22 protein-coding genes and 1 tRNA gene are annotated in these 17,242 nt (G+C 40.7%); 1 reads left to right on the top strand and 22 read right to left on the bottom strand.

What is annotated here, in order from left to right:
• Nucleotides 1–311 precede the first annotated feature (311 nt).
• From AU255_RS09350 to AU255_RS09310, 9 genes are all read right to left on the bottom strand, one after another.
• On the bottom strand, nt 312–713 hold the full coding sequence (locus AU255_RS09350) for a hypothetical protein (protein ID WP_080522625.1): 402 nt from the start codon (nt 711–713) through the stop codon (nt 312–314).
• Complete coding sequence (locus AU255_RS09345; protein ID WP_198942578.1) at nt 710–1,270, bottom strand: Panacea domain-containing protein; 561 nt, start codon at nt 1,268–1,270, stop codon at nt 710–712. Before AU255_RS09345 ends, AU255_RS09350 begins: the two co-directional genes overlap by 4 nt.
• A gap of 497 nt (nt 1,271–1,767) precedes the next feature.
• Complete coding sequence (locus tag AU255_RS09340) at nt 1,768–2,670, bottom strand: S49 family peptidase (RefSeq protein ID WP_080522624.1); 903 nt, start codon at nt 2,668–2,670, stop codon at nt 1,768–1,770.
• On the bottom strand, nt 2,663–3,250 hold the full coding sequence (locus AU255_RS09335; RefSeq protein ID WP_080522623.1) for a hypothetical protein: 588 nt from the start codon (nt 3,248–3,250) through the stop codon (nt 2,663–2,665). Before AU255_RS09335 ends, AU255_RS09340 begins: the two co-directional genes overlap by 8 nt.
• A 17-nt stretch (nt 3,251–3,267) precedes the next feature.
• A complete protein-coding gene (locus AU255_RS09330; RefSeq protein ID WP_080522622.1) occupies nt 3,268–3,729 on the bottom strand; it encodes a hypothetical protein in 462 nt (153 codons plus the stop codon).
• An 84-nt stretch (nt 3,730–3,813) separates the two neighbouring features.
• Entirely contained in the window at nt 3,814–4,224 is a 411-nt protein-coding gene (locus AU255_RS09325) for a hypothetical protein (RefSeq protein WP_080522621.1), read from the bottom strand.
• A gap of 19 nt (nt 4,225–4,243) precedes the next feature.
• Nucleotides 4,244–4,753, bottom strand: a complete 510-nt coding sequence (locus tag AU255_RS09320; RefSeq protein WP_080522620.1) for a hypothetical protein — start codon at nt 4,751–4,753, stop codon at nt 4,244–4,246.
• Between the two features lie 576 nt (nt 4,754–5,329).
• A complete protein-coding gene (locus AU255_RS09315) occupies nt 5,330–6,778 on the bottom strand; it encodes a DUF3987 domain-containing protein (protein ID WP_080522619.1) in 1,449 nt (482 codons plus the stop codon).
• Nucleotides 6,778–7,383 (bottom strand): toprim domain-containing protein, encoded by a 606-nt coding sequence (locus AU255_RS09310; RefSeq protein WP_080522618.1) that lies wholly within the window; start codon nt 7,381–7,383, stop codon nt 6,778–6,780. The genes AU255_RS09315 and AU255_RS09310 overlap by 1 nt, the downstream gene beginning before the upstream one ends.
• A 97-nt stretch (nt 7,384–7,480) precedes the next feature.
• On the opposite strand from AU255_RS09310, the gene AU255_RS09305 reads away from it, so the two are divergent.
• Nucleotides 7,481–8,452: an IS1595 family transposase gene (locus tag AU255_RS09305; RefSeq protein ID WP_080521899.1), complete on the top strand. Its 972-nt coding sequence runs from the start codon at nt 7,481–7,483 to the stop codon at nt 8,450–8,452.
• Here the strand turns inward: AU255_RS09305 and AU255_RS09300 are convergent.
• The 13 genes from AU255_RS09300 to ftsH form a co-directional block, all read right to left on the bottom strand.
• A complete protein-coding gene (locus AU255_RS09300; RefSeq protein WP_080522617.1) occupies nt 8,370–8,690 on the bottom strand; it encodes a hypothetical protein in 321 nt (106 codons plus the stop codon). The genes AU255_RS09305 and AU255_RS09300 overlap by 83 nt on opposite strands.
• Nucleotides 8,691–8,962: 272 nt before the next feature.
• Nucleotides 8,963–9,214, bottom strand: a complete 252-nt coding sequence (locus AU255_RS09295) for a hypothetical protein (RefSeq protein WP_080522616.1) — start codon at nt 9,212–9,214, stop codon at nt 8,963–8,965.
• A complete protein-coding gene (locus AU255_RS09290) occupies nt 9,201–9,560 on the bottom strand; it encodes a hypothetical protein (RefSeq protein ID WP_080522615.1) in 360 nt (119 codons plus the stop codon). Before AU255_RS09290 ends, AU255_RS09295 begins: the two co-directional genes overlap by 14 nt.
• On the bottom strand, nt 9,557–9,754 hold the full coding sequence (locus AU255_RS09285) for a hypothetical protein (protein ID WP_080522614.1): 198 nt from the start codon (nt 9,752–9,754) through the stop codon (nt 9,557–9,559). Before AU255_RS09285 ends, AU255_RS09290 begins: the two co-directional genes overlap by 4 nt.
• The gene (locus AU255_RS09280; protein WP_080522613.1) at nt 9,751–10,389 is read right to left on the bottom strand and encodes a hypothetical protein; all 639 of its coding nucleotides are present in this window, start codon (nt 10,387–10,389) and stop codon (nt 9,751–9,753) included. The genes AU255_RS09285 and AU255_RS09280 overlap by 4 nt, the downstream gene beginning before the upstream one ends.
• Nucleotides 10,389–10,607, bottom strand: coding sequence for a helix-turn-helix transcriptional regulator (locus AU255_RS09275; protein ID WP_080522612.1), 219 nt, complete (start codon nt 10,605–10,607; stop codon nt 10,389–10,391). The genes AU255_RS09280 and AU255_RS09275 overlap by 1 nt, the downstream gene beginning before the upstream one ends.
• A 128-nt stretch (nt 10,608–10,735) precedes the next feature.
• Nucleotides 10,736–11,074 carry a hypothetical protein gene (locus tag AU255_RS09270; protein WP_080522611.1) on the bottom strand — a complete coding sequence of 113 codons (339 nt, stop codon included), beginning with the start codon at nt 11,072–11,074 and terminating at the stop codon, nt 10,736–10,738.
• A gap of 108 nt (nt 11,075–11,182) precedes the next feature.
• On the bottom strand, nt 11,183–12,367 hold the full coding sequence (locus AU255_RS09265; RefSeq protein ID WP_080522610.1) for a tyrosine-type recombinase/integrase: 1,185 nt from the start codon (nt 12,365–12,367) through the stop codon (nt 11,183–11,185).
• A gap of 176 nt (nt 12,368–12,543) precedes the next feature.
• Nucleotides 12,544–12,628 (bottom strand) — tRNA-Leu (locus AU255_RS09260).
• Nucleotides 12,629–12,636: 8 nt separating this feature from the next.
• Nucleotides 12,637–13,095: a preprotein translocase subunit SecG gene (secG, locus tag AU255_RS09255; RefSeq protein WP_080522609.1), complete on the bottom strand. Its 459-nt coding sequence runs from the start codon at nt 13,093–13,095 to the stop codon at nt 12,637–12,639.
• A 1-nt stretch (nt 13,096) separates the two neighbouring features.
• Nucleotides 13,097–13,849, bottom strand: a complete 753-nt coding sequence (tpiA, locus tag AU255_RS09250; protein WP_080522608.1) for a triose-phosphate isomerase — start codon at nt 13,847–13,849, stop codon at nt 13,097–13,099.
• 54 nt (nt 13,850–13,903) lie between these two features.
• A complete protein-coding gene (gene glmM, locus AU255_RS09245) occupies nt 13,904–15,241 on the bottom strand; it encodes a phosphoglucosamine mutase (RefSeq protein WP_080522607.1) in 1,338 nt (445 codons plus the stop codon).
• A gap of 59 nt (nt 15,242–15,300) precedes the next feature.
• Complete coding sequence (gene ftsH / locus AU255_RS09240) at nt 15,301–17,220, bottom strand: ATP-dependent zinc metalloprotease FtsH (protein ID WP_198942577.1); 1,920 nt, start codon at nt 17,218–17,220, stop codon at nt 15,301–15,303.
• Nucleotides 17,221–17,242: the final 22 nt, after the last annotated feature.

Below are 17,242 nucleotides of genomic sequence, written 5' to 3'. Positions count from 1 at the left end.
AAAATAAGTACCGCCAATAAGGCGCGGTTGTCAATGGTTTTCCTCGGACACTAGCGGACATAAAAAAAGCCCAAGGCCTTATTTGGCGTGGGCTTTCTGGACTTCTCCGGACTGTACCGGTATTTCTATTGGTGCGATGGCCTGTCTTGAATAGAGCCTTATATATTATATTAATCAGTTACTTATAAAAAATATAAATTCAATGTACCGCCAAATGTACCGCCAAGTGATTAAAGTCACCTGTATTTTTATTAAAAATTAAATAGAATTTTTTTAATACTCATAAGTACCAGGAAATTAGAAACTCACTGTTAAATACAAAATTTATTATAAAAAGACTTAATTTTTGGTCTTACTTCTTTAGAAATTGCAAATCCAGCTAATATCTTTTCAAAAGTATTATCATCAAATGGTTGGTGAGTAGAAAACGACCCATCATCAATGTTTCTTGATATGGAATTCACTCCAAAAATATCAGCTTTTCTATAAAGAATATAACTATCGTGTTTTATAAAAGGGTGTTCGCCTATTTTTAATATACAGGTATTGTCGTAATCAATTAGAGCATTAACTGTACTTATATTAACCGCTAGAACACACTCCTTCACAAGGTATGGGTAAAAAACTGGATTATTGCAGATAACATGGAGGTGATCACAAGGGCCTGTAGGAATAAGTATGGTTCCTTTGCGCAGCACTTGAGTATTATTCACTTCAATTGATTAATAACTGAATCAAGTTGCTGTTGAGTGTGGTTATGATGCACTAGTGCATTCACTTCATCTTCATTTTTTCCCAGTGCTCGAAATATAGTCTCTGGCTTTATAGGGTAGGAGCTGCCATTGGGGTTTTCCCATTCAGCACAATGATCATGAGTATATTTAACAATATCAAACTTTTCCATGTTGCCAAACTCTAATAAAACATCATCTAATATTTCAAGTTCAGCATCACTAAGCTCATCAAAATTATCCCTGATTACATTTTCCTGTCTTAATGAAACTTCATAATTTTTTTCATCCCTAATCCAGTAATCCCAGCCATCATTAGATGAAAAGCTTGCACCTTTGATTAAGTCATAAGTTTGGGATAAAACAGGACCCTGTGGCATCGATACAAAACAATCCCCTGTTATTGACTCTCCCCATTTTAGTAGAGCGGCTCTATCAGCTAAATAGAGTAATTTAATTAGCTTTATATATGCCATCTGCAAGCCTTTTTTAGAGAGAAAATAGGCTGCCATTTGTGCTGTACGTTCTTCAGAATACATATTCACCCCCATGTAACATTAACCTGATCATTATCATAATATTACATAAATAATAATTCTATGGACTTTAAAGGACATTATAGCACTTAAGAAGTTCCACACGCACCCTCAACCGATTACACCGTGCCTACAGGTGGGTTAGGCTCTGGCGCAGGATTTACAGGGGCTTTTTTCTTGGCCGACACTGCCGGACCAGTTGCTCTACCAACAGCGCCCCCGATCGCCTGCCGGAGTGCTTTTAAATAGTTCATTGCTCAAGGTTTGCCGGTTTTTTGCGCTGCCTTTGCCATCGTTTTTTTTGTCTGCGATTCAGTCGTGAAGGCTTCACGTTCTCGTCATTCATTAGTCATATCCTGAATAAAAAAAAATAGCCCGGCATAGTGTCGGGCTACTAGGAAACCGCTGCCGGATTTAGCGACGGCAGCGGATCCATACAACCATCGCGGAATGATTGCATGAATTTGGTTGTCATAAAAATTAACTTTATGATCTTAGTTTTATGATATTCTTGAAATCTCTTCAGCCCACACACTATTTTTAGTTTTTTCTGGGCTGGCAGTGCTGTTCACATTCGCAAAAATACTATTCCATCCATGATCGGCGGCTTGATTGCCTGCTTGATTACCTGAATCATTGTTCAGTGTCTTATTTTTAGGTAACCCCGAAATAAGCGCCTGAAGTGATCCGGTGCTATCTGCAAAACCTGCATTGACCGCATTGGCCCCAACTAACACTCCGCCGTTTTCGCCGGTTATCTTTTCCTTGGTCAATACAGGGCGTAAGGTTGTCAATGAGCTAATAAAAACCGCTTCAATCGCATTTAATGTTTTTAGGATCGTTGCTCTACCTTGCTCACTTTCTGCATTGGGAAGCTTATCCTGGGCATGGCTGGACACGATTTCAATTTCAGATTTACTACCATTTTTTTGATAGGTTGAGACGATCCCCACCGAACCTATCACCGCGGTTTTATCCACAATAATTTCATTACAGGCGGCCGCTAACCAAAACGCGGCACTTGCGGCGGTTCCCGTAACATAAGCGCTGCAAGGCTTGGCTAAGTCGTTTATTGTGTTAGCCAGCTCATGAATTCCATTCACAGCGCCGCCAGGCGAATCAAAGGTAAGGATGATTTTACTCACACCTGAATCATTAACCGCCTGGTAAAGCTGGTTTTGTATTGATGACAGTGCGGTACCATAACCAAACAGCGTTAAAATGTTGATGTCCCGGAATAATACGCCGGTTATGGGAATAATTACTGTATTGCCGACTTTTTCAATGGTTGAGCCTGTTGGCGTTGGTGCGTCTGCTGCTCCTGCTGCTAAAAGCTTCGCCTCCAGATCGAAAATACCTTGCAGATCACCTTGACGAATTGCAAATATAGTTTCATTAAGCATCTTCTTTCTCCATCATAAGTACAACTTCTGGGTTACAATCATGACGACGATAGAAGCCACGGCCACCCAAGCGTTCTGACGCGCAGATTATTGCTTCCTCCTCAATCTCCAGCGTGCGCTTTTTGGTTAATAGCTCAGTTTTGAGTTTTGGGCGTTCATGAAGCATGGGGCCGCTTTGAATATTTTTTGCTGCCTTTGTCGCCATATCTTCTAAGATACGCTGTAGGTTTTGGCCAAACAGGCTACACATTATCTGTGACAGATCTGCAATACCACCTCTTCCGGTTAGGAAGCTATCCACCACACGAATCTCTGAATCAAGCTTCACTCTGACATCAAATACTCCATTCGCCTGTAACTCATGATCGTAAAAAAACTGTTCTATACCATTGGCCGTGGTATTTTTTTTAATAAAACTCCGGATCTTCGCCTTTGCATCATCCAAGCAAAGCGGGGAATTTTCTAGCCAATGTATTTCATCGTCAATGTTATCAATCTCCACTCGAATGGCGTCCAATGCCTTTTTAGCATTTACCGCGTTTTTTGCTAGTGCAGACTCTAATTTTTCTGGATTAATCATAATTTGAAAACCTTAATTTAATTTACAGGACTTACGATTTGACTCGAAATTTTGGTATGTTTTGTAGCGAATTCTTGTAGCGTATTGAATGATTGCCCGTAGCTTTTCCATTCGGATTGCACCAGGTCATAGCGTTGCTCAAGCCGCTTTAAGTCAAGTAGGCGATTGTACAAGGCAATAAGTGCGGGTTTTGCCGATGATTCTTCTGGAAGTGTGAATTCTTCGCAAACGTTTGGCCAATCGGATTTTATTTCCTCAACGCGCTCAATTAGCTGTGGATAGGATAATTTTCGATCATTATCAATAATGCTCGTTAATGGATAATCACGCCTAGTGTCATGCCCCCGCAAAAAAGAGTCTCGGTGTTTGTGATATTCCCGCCTGACAAAATATAGCTCCTCGTTGATGTTCATCAGCGCTACATGAAGATCATTGCGCCGATCTTGAATGGATTGCCATTTTAGTAAATTAAATTTCATATTTATCCTTTGTTTTTTAATTAATTTCAATTATATCAATCAAAATCAATAGCTTAAACAGAAATAATTGATTAGTTTAATTTTTCAGCTGTAAATAATGTTATAAAGTTGGCGTGGCGTTGATGGGATTTTAACGCCAGTTTTAATAATCTCGATGATAAGCGTTTCAAGCTCGGTTTTTGGCTCAAATGCGCCCGATTTCAGGGCCTTATTAATCGTTTTCACCACCTCCGCAAGTTCAGTACAGCGGCCATAATCACTGCCCTGTAGTAATGATGTCGCGCGTTTTAAAATTAAATCCCTTTGCTTCTTAAAATGCTGGTATTGTGCCGATTTTTTACCACGGGCCAGGGGTATGATTTTTGTGTGTTCAAAAATAAAATCCAGTGGTAAGCCCTGCTCGATGCTTGTCGCTACATTAATTAAATAATTTTGTTGTGGCTGAGTTAGTGGTTTTTGCGAAATTAATTGCTGTTTGATCTTAGAAATTTCCATTCATTTTTCCAGTGCTCTTTTAGAGGTCGTCATTATCATCAGTATCTGATTCTGCCGGAAACCAGTCTATGACGGTATCTGCAATATCATTTCTGACATCCGCAATAATTTTCCCGACAATATCCAGATCATCCGCAGTTAAGATATCAGACTGCTTTTTTAACTTGCCCACGATTGTGTCAAGTTTAGATCCAGCCATTGCCAGCACATCAGCAAGGCCTAATTCCATTTCAATAATTGGGCCGTATTCGCGCCTGGCTACAGCGTTTTGCATTTCCAGCCGTAACCGCTGCTCTTTTGCAAGCCCTGCTCTCTCAGTAGCAAGGTTAAGATCGCAATTTGTGGCACGACCGGCGGCAATTTCACGTAAATGGTTAATATACAGTTCCAGTTGTTCGCCAAGCGGCGCATGAGAATCAACCACACCGCGCTTAATTAAACCGTCTACTGTTTGCCTGCTAGCGCTGATAACACGCCCCAGTTCAGACCTGGTTACCTGGTGAGCTAATAGAGTTTCAATTGTATTCACTATTCATTTCCTTAATTAATGCTATGCAACCCCATTAGAGGATGCTCATAATCAGACAAATACCGCACTTTCTATCACCCGCAGTGGGTTGAGTCTTCAGAAGTACCTTTTATTATTTAGCCAAGATAATAATCTCGGGTCAATTTATGCCTAAACACTGAAAGCCTTTAAAATAGAGGTCTGTAGGCTATACAACACAATGCAGTCGAGACCTATGGAAGTACAAAAACTCAAAATTATTGCGCTCTTTTTTCCCCGCACTGACCAAACTCAGGAAAGTACCTTTTTGTTATCCACAGCAACATCATTTTAAAAATCTAATGATGATGTTTTGTTCATAAAATGAATCCTTAATATATTATTACCCTGTAACTTAGGTAACTTAGGTAACATAGAGCAATGGCGCGGCCTGTAGAGGTTGTAACTTAGGTAACTCAGCTGTAACTTAGGAAGAATTACTGTTTTAATGAAAGCTAAGTTACAGCTAAGTTACACCTAAGCTACAATGCTCTAAGCCTTGCTATATAACTAAGTTACCTAAGTTACCTAAGTTACTCACGAGGCTTTAATTATTAGTTACACCTTCCAAAATAAAATTGATCCTTTCCCTGGTTTATTATCTGGTCGTGGTCTGGTTTCCTGTCTTATTAATGGTGGCGCTGCATTCATCAAATGATTAAGCACGCCCGTCATTTCAGGACTCAATATCTTCCCTCTAAAAAACGTGGTTAAATTTGTTCGAGTGCATCCAGGGTTCTTGGTGATAAATTCATAAACGCTTTTTGCGTTCTCATTCAATTTATTACTTTCTGCTTTTGCGGCTAAAGTGCCAAAGATATAAATAACTGAATCCTTCCAATAGTTGATCCAGGCTAATGCGGCTTTAATGTGTTGCGGCTCAATAACTTTTGAGCAATCTAATAGAGCAAATATCATGGCCAGCATTCGACAATAAATCTCAGTCCTTACTAATAGATTGCCAGGTAAACCATTCAGCTCTTTGGTTAGTTCTCTATACTGACCGCACCAATACTTTGCTGCTTCAGGTGATAGCTTTATTTCCAGACTATTGTTTTCACTACCTGCTTCATATGTTGCAAAATCTACCGCTTCAGCTATTTTTATTGCCACGCGCTGTATATCTTCAATCGATGTTCTCTTGGGTAATGGGACCAGCTTAGGCCGTACAATATGCAAAATAATAAACCGGTTCATAAAACCGCTTTGCGCATCTACATCAGTCATACGGTCTATAAGTTCCGCCGCTGTAATATGCGCACTAATAACCACATGCGGATCGCTAGCGCACCACTTCGCATTTTTCACCAATGGACTGATTGAACGCCCATCCCATACAGTTCTTATAGTTGCACTTAGATTATTCTTTTCACGGCTTGCTGAAGCCATAGCCCCTGCAAATTCTGCTTCAGTTACATAGAGCCGCTTATCATTAATTCCTTCATCAGCAACGGACTCATTACCATCTTTATCCGTGGTGATAATGGCATCACGAATAGCCCAGCCCAAACCCTCACCCGTTGAAAGTCCGCCATTATGCCTATTAAGCTTAGGGTGGTCTTTGCCTAACATAGTCTCGACTTCATCAAAGATTCGATAAGGTGTATATTCTGAAGTGCCCTTTCGTGCTTTTCCGGTTTTACCCGCTAAAATAAAAAATGGTCGGGCATGACAAATACCATCACCAATAGGCTGATACGCAACTCGACCAATCATCGCGCTAAACGTAGCAATTATATTTGCTGCAATGGCAACCGCTGAAGCTTCGCTGTAGCGTGTAGATATAGCGCATGCCTCCTTTAACACACCATGAAACCCTTCTGCAGCAAGCTCAGGCGGTAAATTTAATAAATCATTATCTGCTTCAGCATCTTCTTCATCAGTAATTCCAGAATTTTTATCTTGCTTACGTTCATAAAACTGCTTAGCAGGCTCAATAATGGCCGCTTTTGTTTGTTCAATACCATGCTCAACATGAAAATCATTAAAATCTAAAGAATTACTCATTAAGCAACAACCTCTCTATTAGGAAATATAGCTAAAGCACCTACCGCTTTAGCCGCTTGTATTGCCTTTTTACGTCCAGGATTATCAGGATTACCAAAATCATCATCCCCAGCAATTACAATCTTTGCTCTTAGGTATTTTTCTCTAACTGCTTTCGCAACATAAATCAAATTACCCGCATCAAACGCGATATATACCGGCCAATGTGTAGCCATACGGACGCTTGCTCCAGTTGCATAACCTTCAGTAATCGCCATAAAACCATCAGGCTTTAATGAATTCCCCAGGATACAAAACCGGCCCTTTTTAATGGTTCCTGTCAAAAACTTCTTATTGCCATCAGGATCAATAAACTGTAAACCAGATAAAACACGATCAAAACCATAGACAGGTAAAACAATCGATCCTCTTGTGAATCGAATATTAAATGCCGCAATTTTTTTACGTTGTAAATATTTAGAGTGGCCGTGTTTCGGTAATTTCTCCCATATCTCGGTCGCACGCCTTGCGGTGGCTTCAATTTCTTTTTTTCTCTCCTGGTCGGCAAGTTTCCGTTTTTCTTCCTGCTCTTTTGCATAACGCGTTTTTTCTGCTGGTGAAAGCACCGCATCAGATTTTAAGGCTATGTCACCGTAAAGTATGGAATTTCATATAACAAGAGCGTATAAGTAAATAAAGCCCATGTAAATTAAGGAGATAGTTATGAAAGCCCCAGAGTTTTTAGAGTTCATTTCCGAAATAAATCAACTTGACCACCATCAACGCACTGTTCTAACGAAAGCACTGGATCAACTAGAGGACGAACCTAAGGTTTTTGATTTAATTGAAACAATATTTGATAGCAAAGGTAAATGCCCTCATTGCTCCCATACCGAAAGCCACAGGCATGGAATAAAAGATGGCCTTCAGCGCTACCGCTGTAAAGCCTGCAAAAAGACATTTAATGCTTTGACAGGAACGCCTCTTGCTCATCTACGCCTCAAGTCAAAGTGGCTTGATTACTTAGGAGCTATCGCAGAATCATTGACTGTCCGGCAGGCAGCTAAAGAAATTAATGTGCATCGAAATACAACCTTTCGATGGCGGCACCGTTTTTTAAGCTGGATTCAGCAGGATCGTCCCAGTGCTCTTCATGGCATTACAGAAGCTGATGAAACCTACTTACTTGAGTCACATAAAGGAGAACGCCATCTCAATCGTCAACCAAGGAAACGAGGGGGCTGTGCGACTAAGCGAGGGATTTCTGATGAGCAAATTTGCATTTTAATTGCTCGTGATCGCTCAAAACAAACCGTAGATTTTGTGACAGGTAATGGCCCAATAAGCAAAATTGTTCTTGATACGCATTTAAAGCCAATACTAGACCAGGATGCCCTCCTTGTGAGTGATGGCAATCCAACTTATGGTGCATTTTGTAAAGCTGAAAAAGTATCTCATGAAATCGTTAACATGAGTCAAGGGCAGCGGGTGACTAAAGGGGCCTATCATATACAAAATGTCAATGCATACCACCACCGTTTTAAATCATGGCTAGACCGCTTTCATGGTGTAGCCACCAAGTATTTACCTAATTATTTGGCTTGGTGCAGAATTATGGATCGGAACCACAATCTAACCCCTGAGCAATTGTTACATTCTGCTCTGGGTGATTTTCAATACTTAACGGTGACATAGCCGATTTTAAAGACACATTGAACGCGTAAGAATCAGCCCCTTTAAACCATCCAAAAGAACCGGCAATTAAGTCTGCTCCAGAATCAGTTTTAAAAGGAAATAAGATATACCACGCTCTTTTTTTAGCTGCCTTTGGCTCCCAATCGGGTCTAAAACGATGTAACAACCCATCAACAATTAAATTTTGCTTTGCAAGACCTGTTAGACCAACATCAGCCATTTGATCAATTACACCCATATCAACCCCCTGCGTTAGATAGAAGAACTTTAATGGATCTCACATGCTTTAAAATCTTAAGCCAGGCATTGCACTGTTTACATAATCCGTTATAGCTGCGTTCATTTGCTCCGCAATTACCACATACAGATTTTCTATATTTTTTAGTCATTTGAATATCAGTTATTTGTTGGAACCAATAACCAAAAATGATAAGATATAAAAGGTGTATATCTTTTTGTTTTGGTTACAAATAAAGGCCCTGAGCAACTCGTCATTGCTCAGGGTTTTTTTTATGATTGTAAATCTGTTGAGTTCTGCTCGATCCATTCAGCACGGAACGCGGCGGACTTAGCGAGATATTTTATTGAGGCACCCAGCCCGCCTAAAACGTAAAAATTCGCCAACTCGTCAACATTATCAATTTCACATTCTCCATTCAGGTGCATGCGCAGTTTTTCAGAAACATTGTTAACGACAGATAACGCGGCCAGGATCTCGATCAACTCAGTTGATTTCATTTTGGTAAAACTAGAAATGCTCATGACTCCCCCTGTTAACAAGATTGCGAGTATCGCTAACTAACGCTTGAAGGTCAGCTAAACCAGAAATTAAAAAGCCGAGTTTTTGAATGGCTTCATTACTAAGCGCGTCCTGTATGGCCAACGCTTCACCAACACCACTCAAGGAATCATTCAGAAAAATTTCTAAGCTCTCAATTTGAGCATGCAATTCTTCATGGCTATCTAAATTGGCATTTAACTCCATGCGGCCTGTTTTGGGGTTTCGTTTTTTTGCATGATACGCGTAGGCAACTGAAAAAATGAATTTTGCAGCGCTAGATGATCCAGGTTGATTTATTTCTTTGCCGTCTATAATTAAATTGTTCATGATGTTCTCCCGTTGAACTGAATGCGCTGCAAATGATCCAGGGCCAATAATTCAATGATAGTTAGTTGAAAAACTGTTTTACCCGTCGCATCAATTCGCGCCGCAAGTCCGGCGGTGTAATGGCCGTTAGAATCTGCAATATTGCCAATGGCTAACGCAGCATCTATTAGATTTTGTTCCGTTAATTGGCTCATAGCGACGCTTCCATGCAAGAAAATTTTACAATGCAGTCGGGATATTGTTTGGCTTGGTTAAACGTTACGCGTTCAGCAATTAATCGGCGGGTGCCTTTTGCCAATACGTTAAAACGGGAAGTTTTGCGTTGATTGTCGTGCTCGATTTCGTCAAGCATGCGCGCCAATTCGAGCGCATCCTGCTTTAATTGATCTTTGTTGATTTTGCTGGAATCAAAACAAAAAATAGTTAGCGCCTGGCTAATAATTTCGAGTTGTTTTTGTATGGATTGTTTTTTGATTGCGCTAACAGAAATGTTATGCGGATTTTGAGTGTAGTTAAGCATTGGCTTATGTCCTTGTTTTTGGAATAAACCACCTCTTAAAACTGCAATTTTTTTGGAGGTGGACTGTATCAAGTTTGCAGTACCGTACAAGGAGACGGCCAACCCAATTAAGGGTTGCTCAATACAATCCACCAAAGATGTGTTAAAACGGACTAATCCAGCTTCAATTATTTTTGATGGACAATAAAAAACCGCATTAAAAGCGGCCTTTCGACCTCGTACCGGGCTGCAAATCCCGTCCCCTGAATGTGTCAAGGGCATAGCTATATTAGTCAGTTGGTCGCGGTGTGTCAATAAGGAATTCAACATTAAGCTGCAACCTCACTAATGAGGTCACGTATATCTTCAACTCTCCACGCGCTTGATCGCTTAGATAATTTTATTGGTTTTGGGTAACGCCCTTCTTTAATTCCAGCATACCAACTAGATTTGCAAATCGGGATAATTGCGGGGATTGGTGGTTTTGCTTTTGGGTCGCCTATGATCTGGGGTAAGCGTAAAAATCCGGTTTCGGGTAGTTGAACCATGTTGCCCTCCTTAGGACGTTGTTAACATGGTTATCCATTCTAATCACATTTTTTTATTTATCAGGGCATTTAAAAAAATAATTAATTACCTTGTTTTTGTCGCTTTTTTCGTGGGTAGATAATATAACTTATAGCACTCTCTGATTTATGATATCTTTCTGCAAGCAATTCAATCGCTTGTTCTTTTGGAGTTCCATTAATACTTTTCCCTTTTTTTTGAAAAAACCTAAAAGCTCTTCATATTCACATTGAATAAATGCCTGCTCTTTTGCTTTATTCCAAGAGCTTTTTTTTACACGACCTACAGGCATTTTTACTTTTCCTTCAAGCAAGTCCGCAACAAAGTCTCTAAAATCATCAGGAAAAGGTTCTTTTGAGCGAAGTAACTTAATAATCAATTCTTTATCACCTGTTTCTATATACCTATTTTTAGCAATGGTATATTTTGAATCAATAATTAAAGGCATAAACACTCCATTAAAGTGCAATCATTACTGATAGGTTTCAGGCAAGGCGGGTAATGAGTCCGCCGGTTCCCCCGCTAAAGGTAGCCTGAAATTTGATTATACCTGAAGTTACAATACCCTTTTAAACGGTATTACATTTGAGCCACTTTTTAATTGATCCAGGTAATTAGCCCATGACTGCATTAATTTCCTGCGTTCATCTAAATATTGCGCTCGATTATAAGCCGCCCTCACCTGGTCTTTTGGCATGTGGCTTAATTGTCGCTCAATGGCATCAGGTGACCATCCTTGCTCGTTTAATAATGTGCTGGCTGTTGTTCGGAACCCGTGTGGTGACATATCCTCGTTACCATAACCCAGCGTTCTCAGTGCTGTTCTAACTGCATTATCTGACATAGGCCTTCCATCATTGCGGCTCGATGGAAATACATAATGTTGATTACCAGTGACCTGTTTCAATTCCTTAAATATTTTTATCGCCTGATCTGATAAGGGAACAATATGCTGTATTTTGGTTTTTGTGACCAGATACCGCCATTCTTTAGCGTCAAGGTCTACGTCTTGCCATAACATTTTCCTTATTTCTCCGGGGCGCTGGAATAATAACGGGGTAATGCGTAAAGCCTGCTGCACAATAAAAGTTCCTTCATAAGCGTAAATATCCCGAAGGAGCTGTGCAACTTCTTTGGGTTCTGTCAGTGCTGCTCTATGCTTTGCTTTATGTGCTGGAATTTGTTTTGCTACTGCCTGCGCTGGATCGTATTCTGTATAGCCATGCGCTATAGCATAGGCGTATATTTCGCTTATTTCTGCTCGTAGTCTGTGCGCTGTATCGATTTTCAGTCGATCTACCAGCGGCCTTACTACGTCAAATACATCAGGGGACTTTACATCACCAATGGCAAGATGACCGATAATAGGAAATACATGCAATTCAAAACGCCGTAGTTTTTTAATATGGGTTTTTTCATCAATGCTGTGCTGTTTGGATTTAAACCACTTCAAAGCAATATCGGTAAATAATTTGCTTTCGGTTTTTTTTGTGGCCATTGGGTCGATACCTTCAGCAATTTGATGTCTGGCTGTATCTCGTTTTTCCCTGGCTTGTTTTAGCGATATATCAGGATATACGCCTAAAGGTAATGTTTTTCGTTTTCCGTGTATACGGTAATTAAAACGAAAATATTTACTTCCATTTGGCATAATCAGTAAATACATGCCTTTTTCATCGGCAAGCTTATACTGCTTATCCTGTGGCTTTGCGGCTTTTATGGCGGTACATTTTAAAGTCATGTTGGCGGTATCTGGCGGTACATTTTAAAAATATTTTAATTTGTACCGCCAAATGTACCGCCAATAAGACGCGGTTGTCAATGGCTTTCATCGGACACTAGCGGACATAAAAAAAGCCCAAGGCCTTATTTGGCGTGGGCTTTCTGGACTTCTCCGGACTGTACCGGTTTTTCTATTGGTGCCGATGGCCGGAGTTGAACCGGCACGACTTGCGTCACCACCCCCTCAAGATGGCGTGTCTACCAATTTCACCACATCGGCTTTTTCTATTATGGAGTTACTACGCCTTCTTCAATGACATCTTCGTCAACTACAATCTCAGGTACCCCTTCTTCTTTCGTAACGACATCTTCTATGATGACTTCTTGTCCAGTTTCTGGTATGTCTGCTTCGATAACCGGCGGCGCATCAATAGTGGCTTGCTCACCCTCAATCACAGGCACATCTGTTTCTATTACCTGAACAACGGGAACATCCATAATATCCACATCACCTCCAGTGCTACCACTAAGAACGGCAAGGGCTAAGCTGGTTGAGAAAAAAACTGCTGCAAGTATCGCAGTTGTCCTGGATAAAAATGAAGCTGAGCCTTGTGCGCCGAATACTGTACCAGATGAACCACTACCAAAAGCAGCACCTGCATCAGCACCTTTCCCGTGCTGCATTAAAACTAATCCTATAACGGCTAAACCGACTAATACATGACCTATGATGATAACTTGATACATTTTATTTTTGAAATGAAGAATAAATCTTTAAAAAAGAGTCCGCATTTAACGAATCTCCGCCAACTAACGCGCCATCAATATCAGGCATTGCAAATAATGCTTCTGCGTTTTGGGGTTTAACGCTACCACCATAAATAATCTGAATATTTTCGGCAATTTGCTGATTTTTATCCGCTAATAATTGACGAATAAAGAGGTGCACTTCTTGCGCCTGTTCTGCTGAGGCAGTCAACCCAGTGCCTATTGCCCACACAGGTTCATATGCAATAACAGCATGTTGAAAACTTTCGATTCCAGCAAAATCGATAACTGCATTGAGTTGTTTTGCAACAATGTCAAATGTAATGCCTTGCTCTCTTTGCTCTAATAACTCGCCGATAGCAAGAATAGGGATTATATCTGCATCTATAGCCTGCTTAAATCGCTGAGCAACTGTAACATCTGTATCCGCATAGTTTGCTCTACGCTCAGAGTGTCCAACGATCGCATATTTGCAATTAAAGTCTTTTAGCATCAGTGCTGAAATTTCGCCCGTATAAGCCCCTTCCAGGTGTGTTGCAACATTTTGCGCACCAAGACCTATCGAAGTATTCGCAAGCCGCTGACTAACTTCAGGGATATACAAATACGGAGGGCAAACTGCAAGATCGGCATCTATATCAGGCATACCCGCAATAATTTCATCAACCAGCTTTTGTGCACTTTGCTGATTAATTTTCATTTTCCAGTTGCCAACAACAAGATCTCTACGCATCACTCACTCCAGAATCGAATAAACCGCTTATCATAGCTATTATGGCTTTGCATTTCAAGCAGTGATTGCATTCTTAACATCGTCAATTAAGGAATGGGCATATTTTTTAACTTGCGCTTCATCCGAGCCTTCAACCATTACTCTTATCAACGGCTCTGTTCCTGAAGCACGAAGCAATACTCTACCTTGAACTCCTAATACTTTTTCTACGGACTTCACCGCATTTTGAATAGCTTCATTATCTTTCAGGTTTACTTTTTTACTGACCTTTAAATTCAGTAAAATTTGTGGATATTTACGCATCTCAGATTTAAGCTCATGTAAAGTCTTTCCCGTCGCATGTATTTCAGCTAATATCTGCAAGGCTGCCACTATGCCATCACCCGTAGTTGTTCTGTCTAGGCATATAATATGCCCTGAACCTTCACCACCTAGAACACTCTTATGCTGCTTCATTAACTCCATAACATATCGATCTCCAACATTTGCACGCAGTAAATTGATATTTAATTTTTGAAGTGCATGTTCCATGCCTAGATTGCTCATTGACGTCCCGACTACCGGCCCTTGAAGATCACCTGAAGCCTGGCGAGCTTTAGCAATGATAAAAATCAACTCATCCCCGTCAACGACTTCACCTTTATGATCTACCATTATCAGACGATCACCATCACCATCTAATGCAATCCCTAAATCTGCACGAAACTCTATAACCGCCTCTTGTAAATGTTCAGGTTTAGTTGCTCCGCATTTCTCATTAATATTCAAGCCATCAGGATCAGATGCAATCTTAATAACTTCTGCCCCTACCTCGCTAAAGACATGAGGTGCAATATGATAAGTTGAGCCATTCGCACAATCGACAACAACTCTAAGTCCTTTAAAATCGATACTTGCAGAAATACTAGCTTTACAAAATTCTATATATCGACCTGCCGCATCAGGAAGTCTTTTAGCTTTACCCAGTTTATCAGAGGCGACGGTTGTCATAGACTGGTCCAGAAAATACTCAATCTGATGCTCTAACTCATCAGCTAATTTTGTACCCTCTGTAGAAAAGAACTTAATACCATTATCATAATAAGGGTTATGTGAGGCACTAATAACAATACCTGCCTGCGCGCGTAATGTTCGTGTTAAATATGCAATTCCTGGTGTAGGCATAGGCCCTAATAAACGTGTATTAACACCCGCAGCTGAAAGGCCGGCTTCTAGAGCAGATTCAAACATATACCCTGAAATACGAGTGTCTTTACCTACTAATACAAACCCCTGTCCTGAGTCAGCAAAAACTCTTCCAGTTGCCCAGCCTAATTTTAGAAAAAAATCGGGCGTAATAGGTTGTTCACCGACTGTACCTCGAATACCATCAGTACCAAAATATTTCTTCATATATATCCTGTTTATCCATAACAAAAAAAAGGAGCAGTTTCGACTGCTCCCTTATTTATTTAGTTTTGCTTAGCGGTATTAATGTTTGGAGCTTGTGGTTCTTTAGCTTCAGTAGCACTTGGCACCTTAACACCTGAATTAGGCGGTGCACTATCATCCCATCCCTGCGGATCCCTTACTGGCCTACGCGACATCAGATCATCAATCTGATCTTTATCAATGGTCTCATATTTCATTAAAGCATCAGCCATGGCATGGAGTATATCTTCATTCTCTTTTAAGATTTTTTCTGCACGCTCATAATTCTTATCAATAATAGAACGTATCTCTTCATCAATAGTGTGCGAGGTTTCATCGGCAACACTTTTATGCTGAGTTACCGAGCGCCCTAAAAACACCTCACCTTCTTCTTCGCTATAAGCCAGGGGACCTAAACGTTGAGATAAACCCCATTTGGTTACCATATTTCTTGCAAGTTCGGTCGCACGTTCTATATCATTAGAAGCACCGGTAGAGACTTGTTCCCAACCAAAAATCTGCGCCTCAGCAATACGCCCGCCATATAAGCTGGAAATCATGCTATCCAGTTTACGCTTACTGGCACTGTATTGATCTTTTTCAGGCAAGAACATAGTAACACCTAAAGCACGACCTCGCGGCATAATGCTGACTTTATAAACAGGATCATGTTCAGGTACTATTTTACCGACAATGGCATGACCTGCCTCATGATAAGCAGTCATTCTCTTTTCTTTTTCATCCATGACCATCGAGCGTTTTTCTGCTCCCATGATGAGCTTGTCTTTCGCTTTCTCGAGATCAAACATACTGACCAGACGTTTATTCATTCTAGCAGCATATAAAGCTGCTTCATTCACTAGGTTTGCCAAATCAGCGCCAGAAAAACCTGGCGTGCCTTGTGCGATATATTTGATCTGCACATCATCAGCTGCAGGAACTTTGCCCATATGCACAGCCAGAATTCTTTCACGACCTTTTACATCCGGCAGACTCACTGTCACCTGACGATCAAAACGCCCAGGACGTAAAAGTGCTGCATCTAATACATCAGGCCTGTTGGTTGCTGCAATAACAATGACGCCTTCATTGCCTTCAAATCCATCCATTTCAACTAAGAGTTGATTCAAGGTTTGTTCGCGCTCATCATTTCCGCCTCCCAAACCTGCGCCACGTTGACGACCAACTGCATCAATTTCATCAATAAAAATAATACACGGGGCATGACGCTTTGCCTGTTCGAACATATCACGTACACGCGAAGCACCAACACCAACAAACATTTCCACAAAATCAGAACCAGAAATAGTGAAAAATGGCACCTTAGCTTCACCCGCAATTGCTCTAGCTAATAAGGTCTTACCTGTTCCTGGTGGTCCTATCATCAATGCACCACGAGGTATTTTACCACCCAGTTTTTGATATTTTGAAGGATCTCTAAGAAAATCGACCATTTCTTCCACTTCTTCTTTAGCTTCATCGCAGCCTGCAACATCGGCAAAAGTCACTTTTATCTGGTCCTCTTCAAGCATCCGGGCCTTGCTTTTACCAAAACTCATTGGCCCACCTTTACCACCGGCACCACCTTGCATCTGGCGCATAAAAAACACCCACACACCAATCAGTAATAACATAGGAAACCAGGAAATAAATATCTGCATTAACATCGACTCTTCTTGAGCTGCTTGGGCTTTTATTTCCACACCATTTGCTAATAGATCATCAACCAGATGAGGATCGTTCGGCGCATATGAGGTAAACTTCTCACCACCTTGCAAGTCTCCTTTTATGCCATTTTCATCATCTAATACAACACTCTGTACTTGTCCTGATTTTACCGCATCAATAAACTGCGAATAGGAAAGCGCTTCACTTTTTTGGGTTCCCCGAGAACCAAAATTATTAAATACGGACATCAAAACAACGGCAATGACTACCCATAAAAGTATATTTTTAAACATATCGTTCAATTTCTTTCGCCCC

Source organism: Methyloprofundus sedimenti (assembly GCF_002072955.1).
Taxonomy (GTDB): domain Bacteria; phylum Pseudomonadota; class Gammaproteobacteria; order Methylococcales; family Methylomonadaceae; genus Methyloprofundus; species Methyloprofundus sedimenti.
The sequence above is the reverse complement of the archived record's forward strand: the minus strand, read 5'-3'. Positions and strand labels throughout refer to the sequence as shown.

Excerpts from the sequence above, each read along its gene's own strand:
- AU255_RS09275 (WP_080522612.1), bottom strand. The coding sequence starts at position 10,607 with ATGGTTCAACTACCCGAAACCGGATTTTTACGCTTACCCCAGATCATA.
- tpiA (WP_080522608.1), bottom strand. The coding sequence starts at position 13,849 with ATGCGTAGAGATCTTGTTGTTGGCAACTGGAAAATGAAAATTAATCAG.
- AU255_RS09270 (WP_080522611.1), bottom strand. The coding sequence starts at position 11,074 with ATGCCTTTAATTATTGATTCAAAATATACCATTGCTAAAAATAGGTAT.
- AU255_RS09340 (WP_080522624.1), bottom strand. The coding sequence starts at position 2,670 with ATGCTTAATGAAACTATATTTGCAATTCGTCAAGGTGATCTGCAAGGT.
- AU255_RS09325 (WP_080522621.1), bottom strand. The coding sequence starts at position 4,224 with ATGGAAATTTCTAAGATCAAACAGCAATTAATTTCGCAAAAACCACTA.
- glmM (WP_080522607.1), bottom strand. The coding sequence starts at position 15,241 with ATGAAGAAATATTTTGGTACTGATGGTATTCGAGGTACAGTCGGTGAA.
- AU255_RS09265 (WP_080522610.1), bottom strand. The coding sequence starts at position 12,367 with ATGACTTTAAAATGTACCGCCATAAAAGCCGCAAAGCCACAGGATAAG.
- AU255_RS09330 (WP_080522622.1), bottom strand. The coding sequence starts at position 3,729 with ATGAAATTTAATTTACTAAAATGGCAATCCATTCAAGATCGGCGCAAT.
- AU255_RS09305 (WP_080521899.1), top strand. The coding sequence starts at position 7,481 with ATGAAAGCCCCAGAGTTTTTAGAGTTCATTTCCGAAATAAATCAACTT.
- AU255_RS09345 (WP_198942578.1), bottom strand. The coding sequence starts at position 1,270 with ATGTATTCTGAAGAACGTACAGCACAAATGGCAGCCTATTTTCTCTCT.
- AU255_RS09295 (WP_080522616.1), bottom strand. The coding sequence starts at position 9,214 with ATGAGCATTTCTAGTTTTACCAAAATGAAATCAACTGAGTTGATCGAG.
- secG (WP_080522609.1), bottom strand. The coding sequence starts at position 13,095 with ATGTATCAAGTTATCATCATAGGTCATGTATTAGTCGGTTTAGCCGTT.
- AU255_RS09315 (WP_080522619.1), bottom strand. The coding sequence starts at position 6,778 with ATGAGTAATTCTTTAGATTTTAATGATTTTCATGTTGAGCATGGTATT.
- AU255_RS09285 (WP_080522614.1), bottom strand. The coding sequence starts at position 9,754 with ATGAGCCAATTAACGGAACAAAATCTAATAGATGCTGCGTTAGCCATT.
- AU255_RS09290 (WP_080522615.1), bottom strand. The coding sequence starts at position 9,560 with ATGAACAATTTAATTATAGACGGCAAAGAAATAAATCAACCTGGATCA.
- AU255_RS09335 (WP_080522623.1), bottom strand. The coding sequence starts at position 3,250 with ATGATTAATCCAGAAAAATTAGAGTCTGCACTAGCAAAAAACGCGGTA.
- ftsH (WP_198942577.1), bottom strand. The coding sequence starts at position 17,220 with ATGTTTAAAAATATACTTTTATGGGTAGTCATTGCCGTTGTTTTGATG.
- AU255_RS09280 (WP_080522613.1), bottom strand. The coding sequence starts at position 10,389 with ATGTTGAATTCCTTATTGACACACCGCGACCAACTGACTAATATAGCT.
- AU255_RS09300 (WP_080522617.1), bottom strand. The coding sequence starts at position 8,690 with ATGGGTGTAATTGATCAAATGGCTGATGTTGGTCTAACAGGTCTTGCA.